The sequence below is a fragment of the Pseudoalteromonas denitrificans DSM 6059 genome (assembly GCF_900112265.1).
Lineage (GTDB): Bacteria > Pseudomonadota > Gammaproteobacteria > Enterobacterales > Alteromonadaceae > Pseudoalteromonas > Pseudoalteromonas denitrificans.
In genome coordinates, this window is sequence record NZ_FOLO01000008.1 from 26,980 (window position 1) to 44,544 (window position 17,565).

Sequence of the window (17,565 nt, forward strand, 5' to 3'; positions counted from 1 at the left end):
TTTTAATTGCATTATTTGATTTTACCATGCCTTTATTTAATTGTTCACCTGATTTACCCAACTGCTTTAATTATTATGCTAATTGCTTCAGTGAAGATAAAGCAAATGCATTATTTGATTATTTAATTAATGAAATGAGTTGGCAGCAGCCTAAAATAAATATGTTTGGTAAAAAAATATTGATCCCCCGAAAGCAAGTTTATATGGCCGACGAAGATAATCTTTATGCTTATTCGGGAGCGGTTTTAAAGATCGAGCCTTGGGATCCAATTTTAAAAAAAATATCAAATAGGTTATCTAAGCAGTTTTCGATACCATTTAATTCAGTATTAATTAACTGGTATCGAGATGGTAACGATAGTATTGCTTGGCACGCCGATGATGAATATGAGCTAGGGATTAACCCGGTAATCGCGTCTATCTCACTTGGAGATGCAAGAAAAGTTAAAGTGAGAGACAATAAAACAAAACAAGTCTTTGAACACTTATTACAAAATGGCAGTTGCTTATTGATGCAAGAGGAGAGTCAAAAAAAATATCAGCACTGTATTCCAAAGATAGCTCCAACAAAACAAACTGATATATTAAGAGGGAGAATAAACCTTACATTTAGGTATATTCATCAAGGTTTTTAAAATAAAATAATCTTTATTTATCTCTCAGTAACTTGGATTTTAATCTTAGTTTTTATTATTTCTATAATCGTATTTCAAGCTAAAGTTTCTTTTATAGCTTTTTATTTAAGGTTTTATATATGCAGATGCAATTTCAAATTGAAGAAAAACTTATGGCAAATATAGCTTGCCAGCACTTAATTGTTACCAATGAAAGTCATATGCATAGTGCAGGCACTGATTCTCATTTTAAAGTTATCATTGTGAGTACTGAATTTGAAGGCAAACGCTTATTGCAACGCCATAGAGCCATTAATTCAGTTCTTGCTGATGAATTAGCAAATCATATTCACGCATTAGCATTGCACACTTATACTGAACATGAGTGGACCGAACTATATGAACAAGCACCTCTTTCACCAAAATGCGCTGGAGGTTCTAAAAAGTAAACAATTAACTTTGTACTTGGTTTCTACCATTGTTTTTAGCTTTATATAATGCAATATCGGCTTCTATCATATAATCGGTTAATGACTTTTTGTTTTGGGGGTCACTCACATGAGTCGCACCAAAACTGGCGCTGATTTGACGGTTTATTCCGAGTGAGTGAGTATCTGATTGAAAGATACTCTCACGGATTTTATTTAACCTTTGGATTGTTTTTATTTGATCTATATCGCTTAAAATATACATGAACTCTTCCCCACCCATTCGACAAAAAATGTCATCTTCATTAAGCGCTACCTGAGATTGTGAAACGGCTAATTGAATTACTTTATCTCCTATATCATGTCCATATGTATCGTTAACAGATTTGAATTCATCCAGATCCATTATTGCAATGCATAAGGTGCTTTGTGTTTTTTTGTTAAGTCGTTTTTCGGCCAGTTCTAAACCATGGCGTCTATTTGTGATACCTGTGAGAACATCTGTATTTGCCAGAACCCTTATTTTTCTGAGTAAAAATAATAACCAAATAAACAGTATGGATAAGCTTAAGCAAAATAAAACTAATAAAGTTAAGTATGTATTTTGTTCCTGAACTGATTTTTTTGTGACACTTAGCTCTTTTTGTTGTTTTGTATTATCTTTTGCAAGTATATCAATCACTTTATTTTGATTGTCTACTTGTACTATGGTGTTAGCTCTTTTTGTACGTTGTTCCCCTTGATTATCTTTGAAATTTATTACTCTATTAACCAAGCTTTTAGCGCTTTTATAAAGACCATTGATATCTTTGCTTTTATATAAAATATCAATGTTAGTTTTGTCTACTTCAAATAAACCAAAGTGATCGTTTTTTAATGTGAATATTTGCTTCGCTTCAGTGATAAATTTTTTTGCTCGAGTCAAGTCTCCAATTTCAACCAGTGATTTTGCTAAGAGCATTTTTGCTGCTATTGATGAGTTTTCAATTGCAGGGTCTGAATTGGATAGTAGTATTTCAGCATATTGAATTGCCTGGTCATATTGGCCTATTTGATAATAGATAAAAGAGAGTTCATATATAATGCTTGGGTAGTTGACATCATTTTTTTTGATTTTATATTTTTCTAATAAATATTTTAGTTTTTTTATTGCTTCATGTGGCTTCTGTTGAATGAATAATATTCGTGATTCAATTTCGTTCAGTGAAATAAGAGTGTTTTTTGCATTAAGTTGTTTTGCTTGAGTTTTTGCTTGTTGCAAAGTGCGATTAGCCCCTTCAATATCTTGAGATATAAGCTGAAGTTCAATGATTTCAACTGCGATTTCTAAGGCTAAATAGGGTTCTTTAAGTTGCTGCCATTGTTGAATATTTTTAAATGCGGTGTCAAAAGCAAGATCAAAAATAGCCTCATCGATATATGCAAAAAGGAGTAGCCGATTAAAGTAGGCGGATAACCTTAAGTTTTCATGAATAGAAATTTGTTGTGAGATTGCCTGTAATGGCGCTAATAACCCTAGTTTCTCTCTTAGGATCTGTTCTTTTTCAAACTGAAATAATAAGAGCCAACTTGAATTTAACTGGCTTTTTTTTTGCAATAAATTACGTGCTGTACTCATGGTTAGGTCAAGATATTTTTTATCTGAATTTACAGCTGATGCAAATAGGCTTAATTGTATCCAGCGTAACTTTTCTACATAAGATGCATTGTTTATGCTTAATAAAATAGTATTTAGTTGTGCTTGTGCAGTTAAGCTATCATTACGAGTAAGAGATTCAATTTCAGTTAAAGTCTCAGTTATAGATTTTGCATTAACATTTAGGCTGATTAATAAAAAGATAATAATGATTTTGAATAACTGAGTAAAATCTAGCATTAACATATCCTATTAACGGTATGAATTTAGTTATAGTGTAAAATTATTATTTATTCATAGTATAGCTTCAACCAGTCATTTTTTGAAAAGCCCACACGAGTTTGTATGAGAGTAAATACTTTAAATTGGTCCATCTATTGTATTTTTCATTTTGAAGCTGTAACAAAGGTTTATTCTGGGTTTAATTAATGTTAAATTCTCGCGATAAATAACAATAATAATGTGATAGATGCTGAGCAAATTAAGTAAAATCCATCAAAAAATAGATCAATTTACAGAAAGTTTAGGTAAAGCGATCTCTTGGTTTACTGTTTTAATGGTACTGATTATGGTGAGTATCGTTTTGTTACGTTATGGCTTTAATATTGGCTGGATTGCAATGCAAGAGTCGGTTTTATATTTGCACGCTTTTGTATTTATGTTGGGTTGTTCTTATACCTTAAAACATAATGGTCATGTACGAGTTGATATTTTTTATCGTCGATTTAGCATTAAAAAACAAGCTTGGGTCAATTTACTGGGATGCATATTTTTATTATTTCCCGTTACTATTTTTATCTCAGTAATGAGCTTTGATTATATCACTAGCTCATGGTCTGTTATGGAAGGATCTCGCGAGGCGGGCGGTTTGCCTGGCGTTTTTATTTTAAAGTCTTTGATCCCCTTATTGTCTCTTACCTTAATTATTCAAGCAATTTCAGAAATATTAAAATCTGTTGAAATATTGCTTGGTCATAAAAATTAAATTAATTTTTCAGGAGTTAAGACCATGGAGTATATGGCCTTATATTTATTTTTAACGGTTTGTCTTGTTTTATTAATTGGCTTTCCAGTTGCATTCTCACTGGCAGGCACTGCTTTGGCATTTGCTGGTATTGGTATGTTAGCTGGACATTTTGATGCTTCTTTTTTACATGCAGTTCCGAACAGACTTTTTGGCATTATCTCAAATACAACTTTAATGGCCGTGCCTTTATTTATTTTTATGGGCGTTATGCTTGAGAAGTCCAAAGTGGCTGAGAACTTATTAGATGCCATGGCACTTGTGATGGGTAAAACTAAAGCAGGAATGGGTATTGCTGTAACCTTAGTCGGAATGCTACTTGCTGCAAGCACAGGGATTGTAGGGGCAACCGTCGTAACTATGGGGTTGTTAGCTTTACCTACGATGCTTAAACGTGGTTATAGCCCACAATATAGCGCGGGTATTATTGCCGCGACGGGCTCTTTAGGTCAAATTATTCCTCCTTCAATAGCACTCGTTTTATTAGGTGATGTACTTTCAAGTAGTTATCAACAAGCACAGCTTAATATGGGGATATTTTCACCTGAAACAATATCAATTGCTGATTTATTTGCAGGTGCTGTGATCCCAGGGATTATATTGGTTGTGCTTTATATATTATATTCAGTATTGCTTGCCTTTATTAAACCCGAACAAGTCCCTTCTTTACTTGATGAAGATATTGATTATATAAAAAGTAGAAAATCTGTTGGTGTATTTTCTGCATTAGTACCGCCATTGTTATTAATTATATGCGTATTGGGGTCAATTTTGTTTGGGTTAGCAACGCCTACAGAAGCATCTGGTGTAGGGGCTTTTGGCGCATCTTTATTAGCCTTATGGCAAAAACAACTCACAGTCATTAATTTACAAGATGTGATGCGCCAGACTTTAAAAATAACGGCTATGGTATTTATGATATTGATTGGTGCATCGATATTTTCTTTAGTATTTAGAGGCTTTGGTGGTGAAGAGTTAATAGCTGGATTTTTTGAGCAGTTACCTGGAGGAAAGGTTGCTGCCGTTTTAGTTGTAATGTTAGTAATGTTTTTACTTGGTTTTATTTTAGACTTTATTGAAATTACTTTTGTTGTGGTGCCTATTGTCGCGCCTATTTTATTAATGATGGGAGTAGATCCTGTTTGGTTAGGCATTATGATAGCTGTTAATTTACAAACTTCATTTTTAACGCCGCCCTTTGGTTTTGCTCTTTTTTATCTACGGGGTGTTGCAGACAAAAGTATTTTAACTTCAGATATCTATAAAGGTGTGATCCCCTTTATTGTAATGCAATTACTGCTCTTGATTTTAATGTCTGTTTACCCTCAAGTAGTCACTTGGCTGCCAGATATGTTATATAAATAATAAATGACTCTAAATCGTTTAAAATAAAATAAATAGTTCAGACGATGTAATGTAAAGCTTTATTGGTGCTGATATCAGTAGAATTTAAAGGGAGAAACGAAAAATGAAATTGATAAAAAAAGCGATTATTTTAGGGGTAACAAGTTTACTCATTTTTGGCTGCTCAGATAAAAACAGCACTTCAAATAATAATGTACAAACAAAGGCAGTCCAAGTAGCGCAAACATTTAAATGGAAACTTGTGACAAGTTGGCCTAAAAACTATCCAGGTTTAGGAACTGCACCTGAAAAATTTGCCAAGAATGTGAATTTAATGAGCAATGGTCGGTTAACCGTTAAAGTATATGGTGCTGGGGAATTAGTGCCAGGCTTTGAAGTATTTGATACTGTATCGGCGGGTACAGCTCAAATGGGCCACAGTGCTGCATATTACTGGAAAGGTAAACTTCCTGCAGCGCAATTTTTTACTGCAATTCCTTTTGGTATGAACGCCCAAGAAATGAATGGCTGGCTGCATCATGGTGGAGGTTTAAAGTTATGGCAAGATTTATATAAACCTTATAATTTGATCCCTGCAGCTGGTGGTAATACAGGTGTTCAAATGGCTGGTTGGTTTAAAAAAGAAATCAATACAGTTGAAGATTTGAAAGGTCTTAAAATGCGCATTCCAGGTTTAGGGGGCGAAGTGCTTAAAAAGTTAGGTGGCTTACCTGTATCTTTGACTGGTGGCGAATTATTTACGTCATTACAAACGGGTGCCATTGATGCCACTGAGTGGGTGGGTCCGTACAATGATCTTGCTTTTGGATTAAATAAAGCCGCAGAGTTTTATTATTATTCTGGTTGGCATGAGCCTGGCGCTAATTTAGAGTTTTTAATTAATCAAGATGCTTTTAATGAGCTGCCTGATGATTTAAAAGCAATTGTTAATGCTGCAATGCGCGTTGCTAATACAGACATGTTGGATGAGTATACAGCTCGAAATAATAAAGCTTTGGAACAATTGGTAAATAAACACAAAGTGCAGTTACGTAAATTCTCCCCTGAGATAATGGCTGCATTAAAACAAGGCATGAGTGAAGTTATGCGTGAGCAAATTGCTGCAAACCCTAAAATGAAACAAATTTGGCAGTCTTATCAAGCTTTTTATAATCAAGCCAAGTCATATCATGATATTTCTGAAAAAGAATATTATTTAAATAGATAAGATGGAAAACCTTGAGTAAGCGCTAAAACAGTGTTGGATGAATGTACTTTAAAATCTACAGCGTTTAAACACATCCGACCTGTTAAATCATTTTTATCGTTAAACTAACGCTTAGTTTTATGAATAATTACAATATAAGTATGGGATAAGAGTATGGTTATTAAGCCTAAAATCCGTGGATTTATCTGCACCAACGCACACCCTGTTGGCTGTGCTGAGCACGTTAAAGAACAAATTGAGTATGTTAAAGCACAAGGGCCTATTGAAAATGGCCCTAAAAATGTTTTAGTAATAGGTGCCTCTACGGGTTATGGTTTAGCAACACGAATTACAGCTACATTTGGTTCTGGTGCTAATACATTGGGTATTTTCTTTGAAAAAGAAGGTACCGAAAAGAGAACTGGCTCTGCTGGCTGGTATAACTCAGCAGCTTTTCATGAAGAGGCTTCTAAAGCAGGTGTTTGGGCAAAAAGCATTAATGGCGATGCATTTTCTGATGAAATTAAAGCTAAAACAATTGAAGCCATTAAAGCTGATATGGGTAAGATTGATTTAGTTATTTATTCTTTAGCATCTCCACGTCGTACAGATCCTAAAACAGGTGAAGTTCATACTTCTACTTTAAAGCCAATTGGGCAAGAGATAACAACTAAAAATTTAAATACATCTAAGCGTATTATTGATTCTGTCACTGTTGAAGCGGCAAATGAAGATGAAATCGCCAATACGATTAAAGTAATGGGCGGTGAAGATTGGGAGTTATGGCTAGAAGCATTAAATGAAGCAAACGTATTAGCCGATAACTTCAAAACGACAGCTTATACTTATATAGGTAAAGAATTAACTTGGCCTATATATGGTCATGCGACGATTGGTAAAGCAAAAGAAGACTTAGATCGTGCAACTGCCGCTATCAAAACTTTAACAGCAGATATAAATGGTGAGGCGTATGTTTCATCATTAAATGCAGTTGTGACACAAGCAAGCTCTGCAATTCCAATTATGCCACTTTATATTTCTGCTTTGTTTAAAGTAATGAAAGAAGATGGCACTTATGAAGGTACTATTGAGCAAATTGATAGTTTATTCAGGGAAAACCTTTACGGTAATACACCGCGTTTTGATGCCGACGGTCATTTATTCCAGAACTATAAAGAGCTTGAAGATGATGTGCAGCAACGTATACAAAAAGTGTGGGATATTGTAGATACAGATTCAATTGATGAGCTAACAGATTACATTGGTTATCATAATGAATTTTTACGTTTGTTCGGCTTTGGTATTGACCATGTTAATTATGAAGATGATGTAAGCCCTGTTGCAGATATAGAACACATGATCTAAAAAGAGCTCATTATTTTTTATTATAAACCGCTGGTCCTGTTATGGGGTTGGCGGTTTTTTATTAATGAGAATTATTGCTATTAAATGAAGTTTTTGATGTTTTTTAACTCAAAAGGCATAATTTTTAGACTTTAGTCTATGCTTAGTTGTTGAGTGAAAAGTGACCTGTTTTGATTTAGGTCTGAATTAGTTAATTTGTAAGCATTAATTTCAATAATGCCCTCGCTAAAGATAGGGTTTTAATGCTAAAATCCCGCAAATTATTTTATTTTCGCTGTATATTCTTTTCTTGTTTGAAATTTAAGCTTCAAATGGGACACCTTTACGGGAACTTATAAAAAGTTGGGTTGCTTTTTTAAGTTAGATTTTATGGCCGGTTAGATGAACAGTTTCTTTCCTTTAATGTAATGCAAGTGTCTATGATCAATATAAAAAAAGGTCTGGATCTTCCAATAGAAGGTGCACCACAACAAGTAATTCACGACGGTTCTGCCGTTAAACGAGTTGCCGTGTTGGGTGAGGAATTTATTGGAATGCGTCCGTCCATGCAAGTTCGAGTGGGTGACCAAGTCAAAAAAGGCCAAGTTCTTTTTGTAGATAAAAAGACTCCTGGCGTAAAATTCACAGCAACAGCTTCGGGTGTTGTTAAAGAGATTAACCGTGGTGCAAAGCGTGTTTTGCAATCAGTTGTGATCGAAATCGATGGCAATGAGCAAATCACTTTTGACTCTTTCACTTTAGATGCGTTATCAACGCTAGAACGTGAAAAAGTTCAAAATGTACTTGTTGAATCAGGTCAGTGGACAGCAATGCGTACACGCCCTTTCAGCAAAGTGCCGGCTTTAGATGCCAAGCCTAATTCAATATTTGTAACCGCTATGGATACTAATCCATTAGCCGCTGATCCTGTTGTTGTGATCGGTGAAAATAGTGATGCTTTTGAAGCAGGACTATCTGTGGTTTCACGTTTGACAGATGGCAAGGTTTTTGTCTGTAAACAAGCTGGAAGTTCAATTCCAAGCTCATCTGTTGCTTCTGTAGAAGTACAAGAGTTTGCGGGAGTTCATCCTGCTGGTTTAGTTGGTACTCATATTCATCATTTAGATGCTGTTTCTGCTAGCAAACAAGTATGGCACTTAGGTTACCAAGATGTGATTGCATTTGGTAAGTTATTCCTTACGGGTGAAATTTTCACTGACCGTGTTATCTCAGTTGCAGGTCCTGCAGTTAAGAACCCACGTTTAGTTAAAACGCAATTAGGTGCAAACCTAACAGATTTGATTAGTGGTGAACTAGAAGATGGTGAAAACCGTATTGTTTCTGGTTCGGTACTGTCTGGTTCAACGGCAAATGGCGTTCACGCTTATTTAGGTCGTTATCATAATCAAGTTTCAGTATTAGCTGAAGGCCGTGAAAAAGAATTATTTGGCTGGATAGCTCCAGGTGCTAAAAAATTCTCAGTAACACGTACTTTCTTATCTCATTTATCACCTAAGCGTCTATTTAATATGACAACTTCTACAGGTGGTTCTGAGCGTTCTATGGTGCCACTTGGTAGCTATGAGCGAGTAATGCCGCTAGATATTCTTCCTACACATTTATTACGTGACTTAATTGTGCGTGATCTTGATAGTGCCGTTTCGTTAGGTGCACTTGAATTAGATGAAGAAGATTTAGCGTTATGTACTTTCGTTTGCCCAGGTAAATACGAATATGGCGTAATTCTTCGTGATTGCCTGAATACAATCGAGAAGGAAGGCTAATAATGAGCTTAAAGAATTATTTAGAAAAAATAGAACCTAATTTTGAGCCAGGTGGTAAACACGAAAAGTGGTTTGTGCTTTACGAAGCAGCTGCAACTATTTTCTATACGCCGGGTTTTGTAACTAAAAACGGTTCTCACGTACGTGATAATATCGATCTTAAACGTATTATGATCTTAGTTTGGATGGCAACATTCCCAGCTATGTTTTTTGGTATGTTCAATATTGGTCATCAAGCTGCTGATGCACTTGCTGGCGGCGCTGTTTTAGCCGATAGCTGGCAGGTTGGTTTGTTCCAAATGTTAGGTGGTGAATTAACTTCATCCTCTGCATGGGGCGCCAAAATGTTTTATGGTGCGTGTTTCTTCTTACCTATCTACGCGACTATTTTTGCGGTAGGTGGTTTTTGGGAAGTTATTTTTGCGGGAATCCGTAAACACGAAGTAAATGAAGGTTTCTTTGTTACTTCAGTATTGTTTGCATTAATCTTGCCTGCAACAATTCCATTATGGCAAGTTGCCTTAGGTATTACTTTTGGTGTTGTAATTGCCAAAGAAGTATTTGGTGGTACAGGTCGTAACTTTTTAAACCCTGCATTGGCTGGTCGTGCTTTCCTTTTCTTTGCATATCCTGCTGCAATTTCAGGCGATACAGTATGGACTGCTGTCGATAACTTCTCTGGCGCAACTATGCTTGCACAAGGTGTTATGGGTTCAATTGATTTTTCTAACATGGATTTATGGTTGGAGTCATTTTATGGCTTTGTTCAGGGTTCTGTAGGTGAAACTTCTACGCTTGCACTTGCCATTGGTGGATTATTCTTAATGTATGTTCGAATTGCATCATGGCGTATTGTTGTTGGTGTAATGATCGGCATGATTGCAACATCTTTGCTATTAAATTGGGTTGGTTCTGAAACTAATCAAATGTTTGCAATGCCTTGGCATTGGCATTTAGTGTTAGGTGGCTTTGCTTTTGGTATGTTCTTCATGGCAACAGACCCAGTATCTGCATCATTCACTGATACAGGTAAATGGTACTACGGTGCATTAATTGGTTTTATGGTTGTGATGATCCGTGTTGTAAACCCTGCATACCCAGAAGGTATGATGTTAGCGATTCTTTTTGCTAACTTGTTTGCACCGTTATTTGATCACTTCGTTGTACAGTCGAACATCAAACGGAGGTTAGCACGCAATGTCTAGTAATAAAGAGTCAATCGGTAAAACGCTTGGTGTTGTAGTTGGATTATGTTTAGTGTGTGCTGTTTTAGTATCTACTGCTGCAGTTCAACTTCGTCCACTTCAAGCAATAAACAAAGCGATCGATGTTCAAACAAACATCTTAGCGGCTGCTGGCATTGAAGTTAAAGACGGTGCTGATATTCAGACTATCTTCAACAAAAATGTTGAAGCTAAAGTTGTTGACATGAAAACGGGTAAATTTGTTGATACAGATCCAAATAGCTTTGACTTTGAAAAAAGCAAATTTGATCAAAAAATCAGTTTCAAACTTGATAAAAAAATGGATACTGCTGGTATTCAACGTATGACTAATGAATCACCTGTATATTTTGTTAAAGAAAATGGCAAAGTAAATACTCTTATATTACCTGTACAAGGTTATGGTTTATGGGGTGTTATGTTTGGTTTTATCGCTTTAGATGTTGATACTACAACAGTTAAAAATATTAACTTTTATAAGCATAGCGAAACACCTGGTCTAGGCGGCGAGATTCAAAACCCTAAATGGGTTGCGACTTGGGCTGGTAAACAACTTCCGGTTGATATCATTAAAGGTTATACAGGTAATGACATTAATAAGTTAGATGGCCTTTCTGGTGCGACTTTAACTTCTATTGGTGTTGATAATACGTTTAAATTCTGGACAGGTGAAAACGGCTTTGGTCCTTTCCTTGCAGAAGTTCGTAAAGGAGCGTTGAACTAATGGCTGATTCTAAAGAAATCAAACAGGCGCTACTTGGTCCTGTATTTGCTAACAACCCAATTGCTTTACAAGTACTAGGTGTTTGTTCTGCACTAGCGGTAACTTCAAGCCTTAAAAATGCTTTGATCATGACTATGGCTGTAATGATTGTTACTGCATTTTCAAGCATGTTTATTTCAATGCTACGTAACCACATACCTTCAAGTGTACGTATTATTGTTCAAATGACGATTATCGCATCTGTTGTAATCATTGTTGACCAAGTATTACAAGCTTACTCTTACGCAACAGCAAAAGAGCTTTCTGTATTTGTTGGTTTAATCATTACTAACTGTATTGTAATGGGTCGTGCTGAAGCTTACGCAATGAAAACGGGTCCTATGATGTCATTTGTTGATGGTCTAGGTAATGGCTTAGGTTACGGCGTAGTACTATTAACTGTTGGTTTTATTCGTGAACTATTCGGTAAAGGAACATTATTTGATGTTTCAATTATTCCATTAGTTGCAGACGGTGGTTGGTATCAACCTATGGGTTTACTTATCTTACCACCAAGTTCTTTCTTCATTATTGGTTTATTCATATGGGTACTACGTACTTATAAGAAAGACCAAGTAGAAAAGGCTTAAGGGGATAATAATGGAACATTATATTAGTTTATTTGTAAAAGCTGTTTTCATTGAAAACTTAGCATTATCATTCTTCCTAGGTATGTGTACTTTCTTAGCTGTGTCTAAAAAAGTAACTACCGCGATAGGTCTTGGTGTGGCGGTAATCTTTGTATTAGGTATTTCAGTACCTGTAAATAACTTAGTTTATCACGCTGTTTTAGCACCTGGCGCACTTGAATGGTTACACCCAAGCTTCGTAGACGCTGATTTAAGCTTCTTACGTTACTTAACATTTATTGGTGTTATTGCTGCTTTAGTTCAAATTCTTGAAATGGCTTTAGATAACTTTTTCCCTGCGTTATATAACGCACTCGGTATCTTCTTACCACTTATCACTGTTAACTGTGCTATTTTTGGTGCGGTTTCATTCATGGTTGAACGTAATTACAACTTTGGTGAGTCAGTGGTATATGGTATTGGTGCGGGTGTTGGTTGGGCGCTTGCGATTGCCACTTTAGCGGGTATTCGTGAAAAAATGAAGTATGCTGATGTACCTGATGGTCTTCGTGGGTTAGGTATTACATTCCTAACTGTTGGTCTTATGGGTCTTGGCTTTATGTCATTTTCTGGTATTTCACTTTAAGGTAGCGAGGAAAAATCATGCTTGATATTTATTTAGGCGTAGGTATGTTCACCGCTATCGTGGTACTACTTGTTTTAGTTATATTAATGGCTAAAGCAAAGTTAGTTCCAAGTGGTGATATCACAATCGGCATTAATGAAGATGCTGATAAAGCAATAAAAACATCTGCAGGTAGTAAATTATTAGGTGCATTAGCCGATTCTGGTATTTTTGTATCTTCTGCTTGTGGTGGCGGTGGCTCATGTGGTCAGTGTCGTGTAAACATTAAATCAGGTGGTGGTGATATTCTACCAACTGAACTTGACCATATTTCTAAAGGTGAAGCAAGAGAAGGCTGCCGTTTAGCATGTCAGGTTAATGTTAAACGTGATATGGAAATTGAACTAGACGAAGAAATCTTTGGCGTTAAAAGATGGGAATGTGAAGTTATCTCTAATGATAATAAAGCAACTTTCATCAAAGAGCTTAAGCTTGCAATTCCTGATGGTGAGTCTGTTCCGTTCCGCGCCGGTGGTTATATACAAATTGAAGCACCAGCACATCATGTTAAATATGCTGACTTTGATATTCCAGCTGAATATCGTGGTGACTGGGAACATTTTGGTTTCTTCAATTTAGAATCAAAAGTAGATGAAGAAACAATTCGTGCATATTCAATGGCTAACTACCCAGATGAAGCGGGTATTATTATGTTGAATGTACGTATTGCGTCGCCTCCACCTAGAGATTTATCTCTACCGTGTGGCAAAATGTCTTCATTCATTTTTAATCTTAAAGCGGGTGACAAAGTGACTATTTCAGGTCCTTTTGGTGAGTTCTTCGCTAAAGAAACTGAAAATGAAATGATATTTGTTGGTGGTGGTGCTGGTATGGCACCAATGCGCTCTCACATATTTGATCAGCTTAAGCGTTTAAAATCTAAGCGTAAGATGAGCTTCTGGTATGGTGCGCGTTCGGTACGAGAGATGTTCTATGTTGAAGATTTTGACGGTTTAGCAGAAAATCCTAACTTTGAATGGCATTGTGCACTGTCTGATCCTCAACCAGAGGATAACTGGACAGGTTACACTGGCTTCATTCATAACGTGCTTTTAGAAAATTATTTAAAAGATCATGAAGCACCAGAAGATTGTGAGTTCTACATGTGTGGTCCTCCAATGATGAATGCTGCTGTTATCAGCATGCTAAAAGAGCTGGGTGTTGAAGATGAAAACATCTTACTTGATGACTTTGGTGGTTAAGTAAAGCATTAAACTAAAGCGGCTATTTATTAGAAGCTTATAGTTTGAAACTATAAAAAAGCTTGTTACTGGTTTATACTGGTAGCAAGCTTTTTTTATGTAAAAAAAGCACCTTTAGCACTGAAAGTTAATTCTAAAGTATTAACTTTTTCAGTTGAAAATAGAATTTTATTGACAATTAAAGTGGAAATATTGATGAACTCTTACACCCTAAATAGACTATCAATCAATAAAAAGTTTGTTTTTAGTTTTTTTCTTATTTTTTTATTTTTATTTCTTCAAGGTTGTGAACCAAGCTCTAAGCAAGAAAAGTTCCAAGAAGTGTTACTCCAAGGTAAAACGATGGGAACAACGTTTACGGTAAAAGTATTTGTTCCTAATTCTCAGGTACGTTCACTTAATTTATTCTCAGATGTTCAAGATCTGCTAGCAAATATTAACCAGTCTATGTCGACTTATATCGACGACTCTGAAATTAGTCGGTTTAATCGTTTAGATGCAAATACCATATTTCCTATATCAAATGACTTTAGAACTGTGATGAGTGAATCTATTCGTTTAGGAAACAGCACTAAGACATTAGATGTGACTATGGGTCCATTAATTGATTTATGGGGTTTTGGTCCTGATAAAATGCCAACTAAGGTACCAAGCGAATCAGATTTAACGGCAATTCAAACAAGAATGGGTATTGATAAATTGTCTTTATCTAAAGCCGGTCTTACAAAATCAGTACAAGAGTTAGAACTGAGTTTATCAGCTATCGCAAAAGGTTTTGGTGTTGATAAGGTGGCACAATTACTAGAAGAAAATGGCTTTACAAATTATATGGTAGAAATTGGTGGGGAGCTGCGTCTAAGCGGGAAAAAACCTAATGGTGACCTTTGGGCGATAGCAATTGAGCAACCAGATCCAACTTTAATGCAACGTGCGGTTCATCGTACATTAAAACTGGGGACAATTAGTGTCGCGACATCAGGTGATTATCGTATATTCTACGAGTTAGATGGCACTACATATGCGCACATAATAAGCCCTGAAACTGGAAAACCTATTAAGCAAGATTTAGTGTCAGTTACAGTGTTACACCCATCATCTATGACGGCTGATGCATTAGCTACGGCTTTGACTGTCATGGGAACAGAAAAAGCAAAAGTGTATGCTCAGGACAATGATTTAGCCGTTTATTTAATAAGTAAAACCTCTGATGGATTACAAACTTATTCAAGTCCCAAATTTGAACCTTATTTATAAAAGAAACATTGAGTTTGTTTTTAAGAGTATACACAGGGCTTTTGGTTTTGAAATAACGCATAAAAGGTGAGGTTTCAGCTGAGACACGCAAACGTGGAATTTGTATAGTTATTAAGTTTGAGTCGGGGTATAATATGTCGCGAAATTTAGCTACATTTATTTAGTGATTTTTGGGGCGAAAATATGTCACTGTTTATTCTTACATTTGTTTTACTCGTAATTGTTGCCGCTGCCATGGCGGTTGGTATGATGGTTAAAAATAAGGCTATGGCAAGTAGTTGTGGTGGTTTAGGTGCTATGGGCATTGAAAAGGCTTGTGATTGTGATGATCCATGTGATCGTCGTAAGGAACGCATGGCTAAAGAACAAGTTTGGAAAGATAATCAAATACTTTAATTTATAAATTAAAGATACTGATAAAGCCTCGTACGCGAGGTTTTTTTGTGTCTAGAATTTGTCTCGCATTGATTAAAAATATCAGCTTACAATTTCAAACGAAGAATTTTTTATTTTAAAATTGACACTGTATAAATAAACAGTAAGAATGTTTGTATGAAGAAGTTTATACATATAGATATGGATTGTTTCTACGCAGCTGTTGAAATGCGAGACAATCCTGCATTACGAGAAGTACCTCTTGCAATCGGTGGTAAAAGTCGAAGAGGGGTGATCTCAACCTCTAATTATATCGCACGTCAATATGGCGTACGCTCCGCTATGTCTAACTATAAAGCATTACAATTATGCCCCCATCTTGTACTGGTACCAGGCAGAATGTCGGTATATAAAGAAGCTTCAAATCAAATTCGTGAAATTTTTCATCAATATACAGATTTAATCGAACCATTATCATTGGATGAAGCCTATTTAGATGTCACTGATGCTGCACATTGTTCTGGTAGTGCGACATTAATGGCACAAGAGATAAGACAAAAGATATATGAAAAAACAGGTTTAACGGCATCTGCTGGTGTTGCACCCATTAAGTTTATAGCAAAAATAGCCAGTGATGAAAACAAACCAAATGGACAATGTATAATAACACCTGATAAAGTTTCAAACTTTTTAAATGAATTGCCTTTAGGTAAAATTCCAGGGGTAGGTAAAGTAACTTTAGAGCGTTTGGCTGCATTACAACTAAAATTAGGCAAGGATGTTTTAGATAAAGGCGAAGATTGGATGGTACGTACTTTAAGCAATTTTGGTTATGAATTATACCAAAAATGTGCCGGAAATCATATTGGTAAAGTGCATACTGAAAGAGTGAGAAAATCATTAAGTGTAGAGCATACATATGAATTTGATTTAAATTCTGAGCAGGAGTGTTTAGATAAATTCCCAGGACTACTTGATGAGCTACAACGTAGGTTAGAGAAACAAAATTTGGCCTCAAATATTAGTAAGCTGAGTGTTAAAGTGAAGTTTTCAGACTTTGTATCTACAACTGCAGATCAAACTGCTAATTCTTTGTGTAATCAAGTGTATGCGGAACTTTTAAAAAAAGCCTATACCAGAGGTGGTTATAAAGGCGTCAGATTATTAGGTGTTGGAGTCGGTATAAAACTTGAAAAAAACGATGAAGCTCAGTTAAGTTTTGAATGTTGAGTAGACTTATTTTGGGTACTTTAAGTGTTGTTTTAGATCAAAATGATTAATTATTCTCCTTATCTTGGGGCAATCAAATAATCTTCAGCAAATTACAATTATGTTGAATATCAACATATGCGAAAAACTGATTCCAGAATTAATTCTTCGTTCTAAAAAGCACCTTGTTAATAGAACAATTTGAAAATTGGGTGTTAAGGTAAAATTCGAAGGTTTTGTGCAAACAATAAAAGAATCAAAATACTCAGTGATTAGTAATGAATTGTTTGATGAATTACTAATTGAAGCAATACGCAGAGGAGGTGGAAAGGCGTTAGATTATTATGTGTTTAAATAGGTCCTAATGACGATAGTAACGATAGAATAAGCCACCAGATCCAGCTATTTTAACTTAAACCTATATATTCAATTAAAGCCCTCGAAGAATTATCTGTTACTCAACTCTCATTTAACTAAAACATAAATACCACGTGTGTGGATCTTCAAATAATGTAGAGTTCTTATTCAATAGCTACCTAGTTTGTATCTAAATTCGCAAAAGTCATTGGTTTTTTGCGTTAATTATGATTTTATGGTGAGCGTAAAAATTACATTTGATTCAATGGTTTGCTTGTGAATTTGACTGTTCTAGCATGAAGGTTTCTACCACCTTACGGACCTTTATCATAGTGAACGTTCATGAAATATTAACCGCTACACATGAACAATTAGGTGTCAATCTCTGGGAATTACAAGGTACTTAGTGAAGGAGCAGTACTTATGAATAGATGATTTAATCTAGTTATAATGGTATTTATTATTCATAATGTGCGACAAATGTCACATTTGCCTTGATCGTCTGTGACAAATGTCGCATTATGTAGGTCTCAGCCAATAAGTAAGA

At 35.6% G+C, this 17,565-nt stretch carries 16 protein-coding genes; 15 read left to right on the forward strand and 1 reads right to left on the reverse strand.

Going from position 1 to position 17,565, the window contains the following annotated elements; genetic code table 11:
• The first annotated feature begins 26 nt into the window (after positions 1 to 26).
• Positions 27 to 635 (forward strand): alpha-ketoglutarate-dependent dioxygenase AlkB family protein, encoded by a 609-nt coding sequence (locus BM088_RS07360; RefSeq protein WP_091982349.1) that lies wholly within the window; start codon positions 27 to 29, stop codon positions 633 to 635.
• A gap of 119 nt (positions 636 to 754) precedes the next feature.
• A complete protein-coding gene (locus BM088_RS07365) occupies positions 755 to 1,063 on the forward strand; it encodes a BolA/IbaG family iron-sulfur metabolism protein (RefSeq protein ID WP_091982350.1) in 309 nt (102 codons plus the stop codon).
• Between the two features lie 4 nt (positions 1,064 to 1,067).
• Here BM088_RS07365 and BM088_RS07370 read toward each other — a convergent pair whose 3' ends face one another.
• Positions 1,068 to 2,918, reverse strand: coding sequence for a GGDEF domain-containing protein (locus BM088_RS07370; RefSeq protein ID WP_177207976.1), 1,851 nt, complete (start codon positions 2,916 to 2,918; stop codon positions 1,068 to 1,070).
• Between the two features lie 229 nt (positions 2,919 to 3,147).
• Here BM088_RS07370 and BM088_RS07375 point away from each other — a divergent pair, with 229 nt between their 5' ends.
• The 13 genes from BM088_RS07375 (at position 3,148) to dinB (ending at position 16,682) form a co-directional block, all read left to right on the forward strand.
• Positions 3,148 to 3,663 (forward strand): TRAP transporter small permease subunit, encoded by a 516-nt coding sequence (locus BM088_RS07375; protein ID WP_091982354.1) that lies wholly within the window; start codon positions 3,148 to 3,150, stop codon positions 3,661 to 3,663.
• Positions 3,664 to 3,687: 24 nt separating this feature from the next.
• Entirely contained in the window at positions 3,688 to 5,067 is a 1,380-nt protein-coding gene (locus tag BM088_RS07380; protein WP_091982355.1) for a TRAP transporter large permease, read from the forward strand.
• 103 nt (positions 5,068 to 5,170) lie between these two features.
• A complete protein-coding gene (locus BM088_RS07385; protein ID WP_091982357.1) occupies positions 5,171 to 6,274 on the forward strand; it encodes a TRAP transporter substrate-binding protein in 1,104 nt (367 codons plus the stop codon).
• Positions 6,275 to 6,427: 153 nt separating this feature from the next.
• Positions 6,428 to 7,618: an enoyl-ACP reductase FabV gene (gene fabV, locus BM088_RS07390; RefSeq protein ID WP_091982359.1), complete on the forward strand. Its 1,191-nt coding sequence runs from the start codon at positions 6,428 to 6,430 to the stop codon at positions 7,616 to 7,618.
• A 419-nt stretch (positions 7,619 to 8,037) separates the two neighbouring features.
• Positions 8,038 to 9,381: a Na(+)-translocating NADH-quinone reductase subunit A gene (locus tag BM088_RS07395; RefSeq protein ID WP_091982360.1), complete on the forward strand. Its 1,344-nt coding sequence runs from the start codon at positions 8,038 to 8,040 to the stop codon at positions 9,379 to 9,381.
• Between the two features lie 2 nt (positions 9,382 to 9,383).
• On the forward strand, positions 9,384 to 10,586 hold the full coding sequence (locus BM088_RS07400) for an NADH:ubiquinone reductase (Na(+)-transporting) subunit B (RefSeq protein ID WP_091982362.1): 1,203 nt from the start codon (positions 9,384 to 9,386) through the stop codon (positions 10,584 to 10,586).
• Positions 10,579 to 11,328, forward strand: a complete 750-nt coding sequence (locus BM088_RS07405) for a Na(+)-translocating NADH-quinone reductase subunit C (RefSeq protein ID WP_091982364.1) — start codon at positions 10,579 to 10,581, stop codon at positions 11,326 to 11,328. The genes BM088_RS07400 and BM088_RS07405 overlap by 8 nt, the downstream gene beginning before the upstream one ends.
• A complete protein-coding gene (locus BM088_RS07410) occupies positions 11,328 to 11,957 on the forward strand; it encodes an NADH:ubiquinone reductase (Na(+)-transporting) subunit D (RefSeq protein WP_091982365.1) in 630 nt (209 codons plus the stop codon). The genes BM088_RS07405 and BM088_RS07410 overlap by 1 nt, the downstream gene beginning before the upstream one ends.
• A 10-nt stretch (positions 11,958 to 11,967) precedes the next feature.
• Positions 11,968 to 12,582: an NADH:ubiquinone reductase (Na(+)-transporting) subunit E gene (gene nqrE, locus BM088_RS07415; protein WP_091982367.1), complete on the forward strand. Its 615-nt coding sequence runs from the start codon at positions 11,968 to 11,970 to the stop codon at positions 12,580 to 12,582.
• 17 nt (positions 12,583 to 12,599) lie between these two features.
• Complete coding sequence (gene nqrF / locus BM088_RS07420; RefSeq protein WP_091982369.1) at positions 12,600 to 13,823, forward strand: NADH:ubiquinone reductase (Na(+)-transporting) subunit F; 1,224 nt, start codon at positions 12,600 to 12,602, stop codon at positions 13,821 to 13,823.
• A gap of 195 nt (positions 13,824 to 14,018) precedes the next feature.
• The gene (locus BM088_RS07425; protein ID WP_091982370.1) at positions 14,019 to 15,077 is read left to right on the forward strand and encodes an FAD:protein FMN transferase; all 1,059 of its coding nucleotides are present in this window, start codon (positions 14,019 to 14,021) and stop codon (positions 15,075 to 15,077) included.
• 183 nt (positions 15,078 to 15,260) lie between these two features.
• Positions 15,261 to 15,473: a (Na+)-NQR maturation NqrM gene (nqrM, locus tag BM088_RS07430; protein WP_091982372.1), complete on the forward strand. Its 213-nt coding sequence runs from the start codon at positions 15,261 to 15,263 to the stop codon at positions 15,471 to 15,473.
• A 156-nt stretch (positions 15,474 to 15,629) separates the two neighbouring features.
• Positions 15,630 to 16,682: a DNA polymerase IV gene (gene dinB, locus BM088_RS07435; protein ID WP_091982373.1), complete on the forward strand. Its 1,053-nt coding sequence runs from the start codon at positions 15,630 to 15,632 to the stop codon at positions 16,680 to 16,682.
• Positions 16,683 to 17,565 lie beyond the last annotated feature (883 nt).

Excerpts from the sequence above, each read along its gene's own strand:
- BM088_RS07360 (WP_091982349.1), top strand. The coding sequence starts at position 27 with ATGCCTTTATTTAATTGTTCACCTGATTTACCCAACTGCTTTAATTAT.
- BM088_RS07365 (WP_091982350.1), top strand. The coding sequence starts at position 755 with ATGCAGATGCAATTTCAAATTGAAGAAAAACTTATGGCAAATATAGCT.
- BM088_RS07370 (WP_177207976.1), bottom strand. The coding sequence starts at position 2,918 with ATGCTAGATTTTACTCAGTTATTCAAAATCATTATTATCTTTTTATTA.
- BM088_RS07375 (WP_091982354.1), top strand. The coding sequence starts at position 3,148 with ATGCTGAGCAAATTAAGTAAAATCCATCAAAAAATAGATCAATTTACA.
- BM088_RS07380 (WP_091982355.1), top strand. The coding sequence starts at position 3,688 with ATGGAGTATATGGCCTTATATTTATTTTTAACGGTTTGTCTTGTTTTA.
- BM088_RS07385 (WP_091982357.1), top strand. The coding sequence starts at position 5,171 with ATGAAATTGATAAAAAAAGCGATTATTTTAGGGGTAACAAGTTTACTC.
- fabV (WP_091982359.1), top strand. The coding sequence starts at position 6,428 with ATGGTTATTAAGCCTAAAATCCGTGGATTTATCTGCACCAACGCACAC.
- BM088_RS07395 (WP_091982360.1), top strand. The coding sequence starts at position 8,038 with ATGATCAATATAAAAAAAGGTCTGGATCTTCCAATAGAAGGTGCACCA.
- BM088_RS07400 (WP_091982362.1), top strand. The coding sequence starts at position 9,384 with ATGAGCTTAAAGAATTATTTAGAAAAAATAGAACCTAATTTTGAGCCA.
- BM088_RS07405 (WP_091982364.1), top strand. The coding sequence starts at position 10,579 with ATGTCTAGTAATAAAGAGTCAATCGGTAAAACGCTTGGTGTTGTAGTT.
- BM088_RS07410 (WP_091982365.1), top strand. The coding sequence starts at position 11,328 with ATGGCTGATTCTAAAGAAATCAAACAGGCGCTACTTGGTCCTGTATTT.
- nqrE (WP_091982367.1), top strand. The coding sequence starts at position 11,968 with ATGGAACATTATATTAGTTTATTTGTAAAAGCTGTTTTCATTGAAAAC.
- nqrF (WP_091982369.1), top strand. The coding sequence starts at position 12,600 with ATGCTTGATATTTATTTAGGCGTAGGTATGTTCACCGCTATCGTGGTA.
- BM088_RS07425 (WP_091982370.1), top strand. The coding sequence starts at position 14,019 with ATGAACTCTTACACCCTAAATAGACTATCAATCAATAAAAAGTTTGTT.
- nqrM (WP_091982372.1), top strand. The coding sequence starts at position 15,261 with ATGTCACTGTTTATTCTTACATTTGTTTTACTCGTAATTGTTGCCGCT.
- dinB (WP_091982373.1), top strand. The coding sequence starts at position 15,630 with ATGAAGAAGTTTATACATATAGATATGGATTGTTTCTACGCAGCTGTT.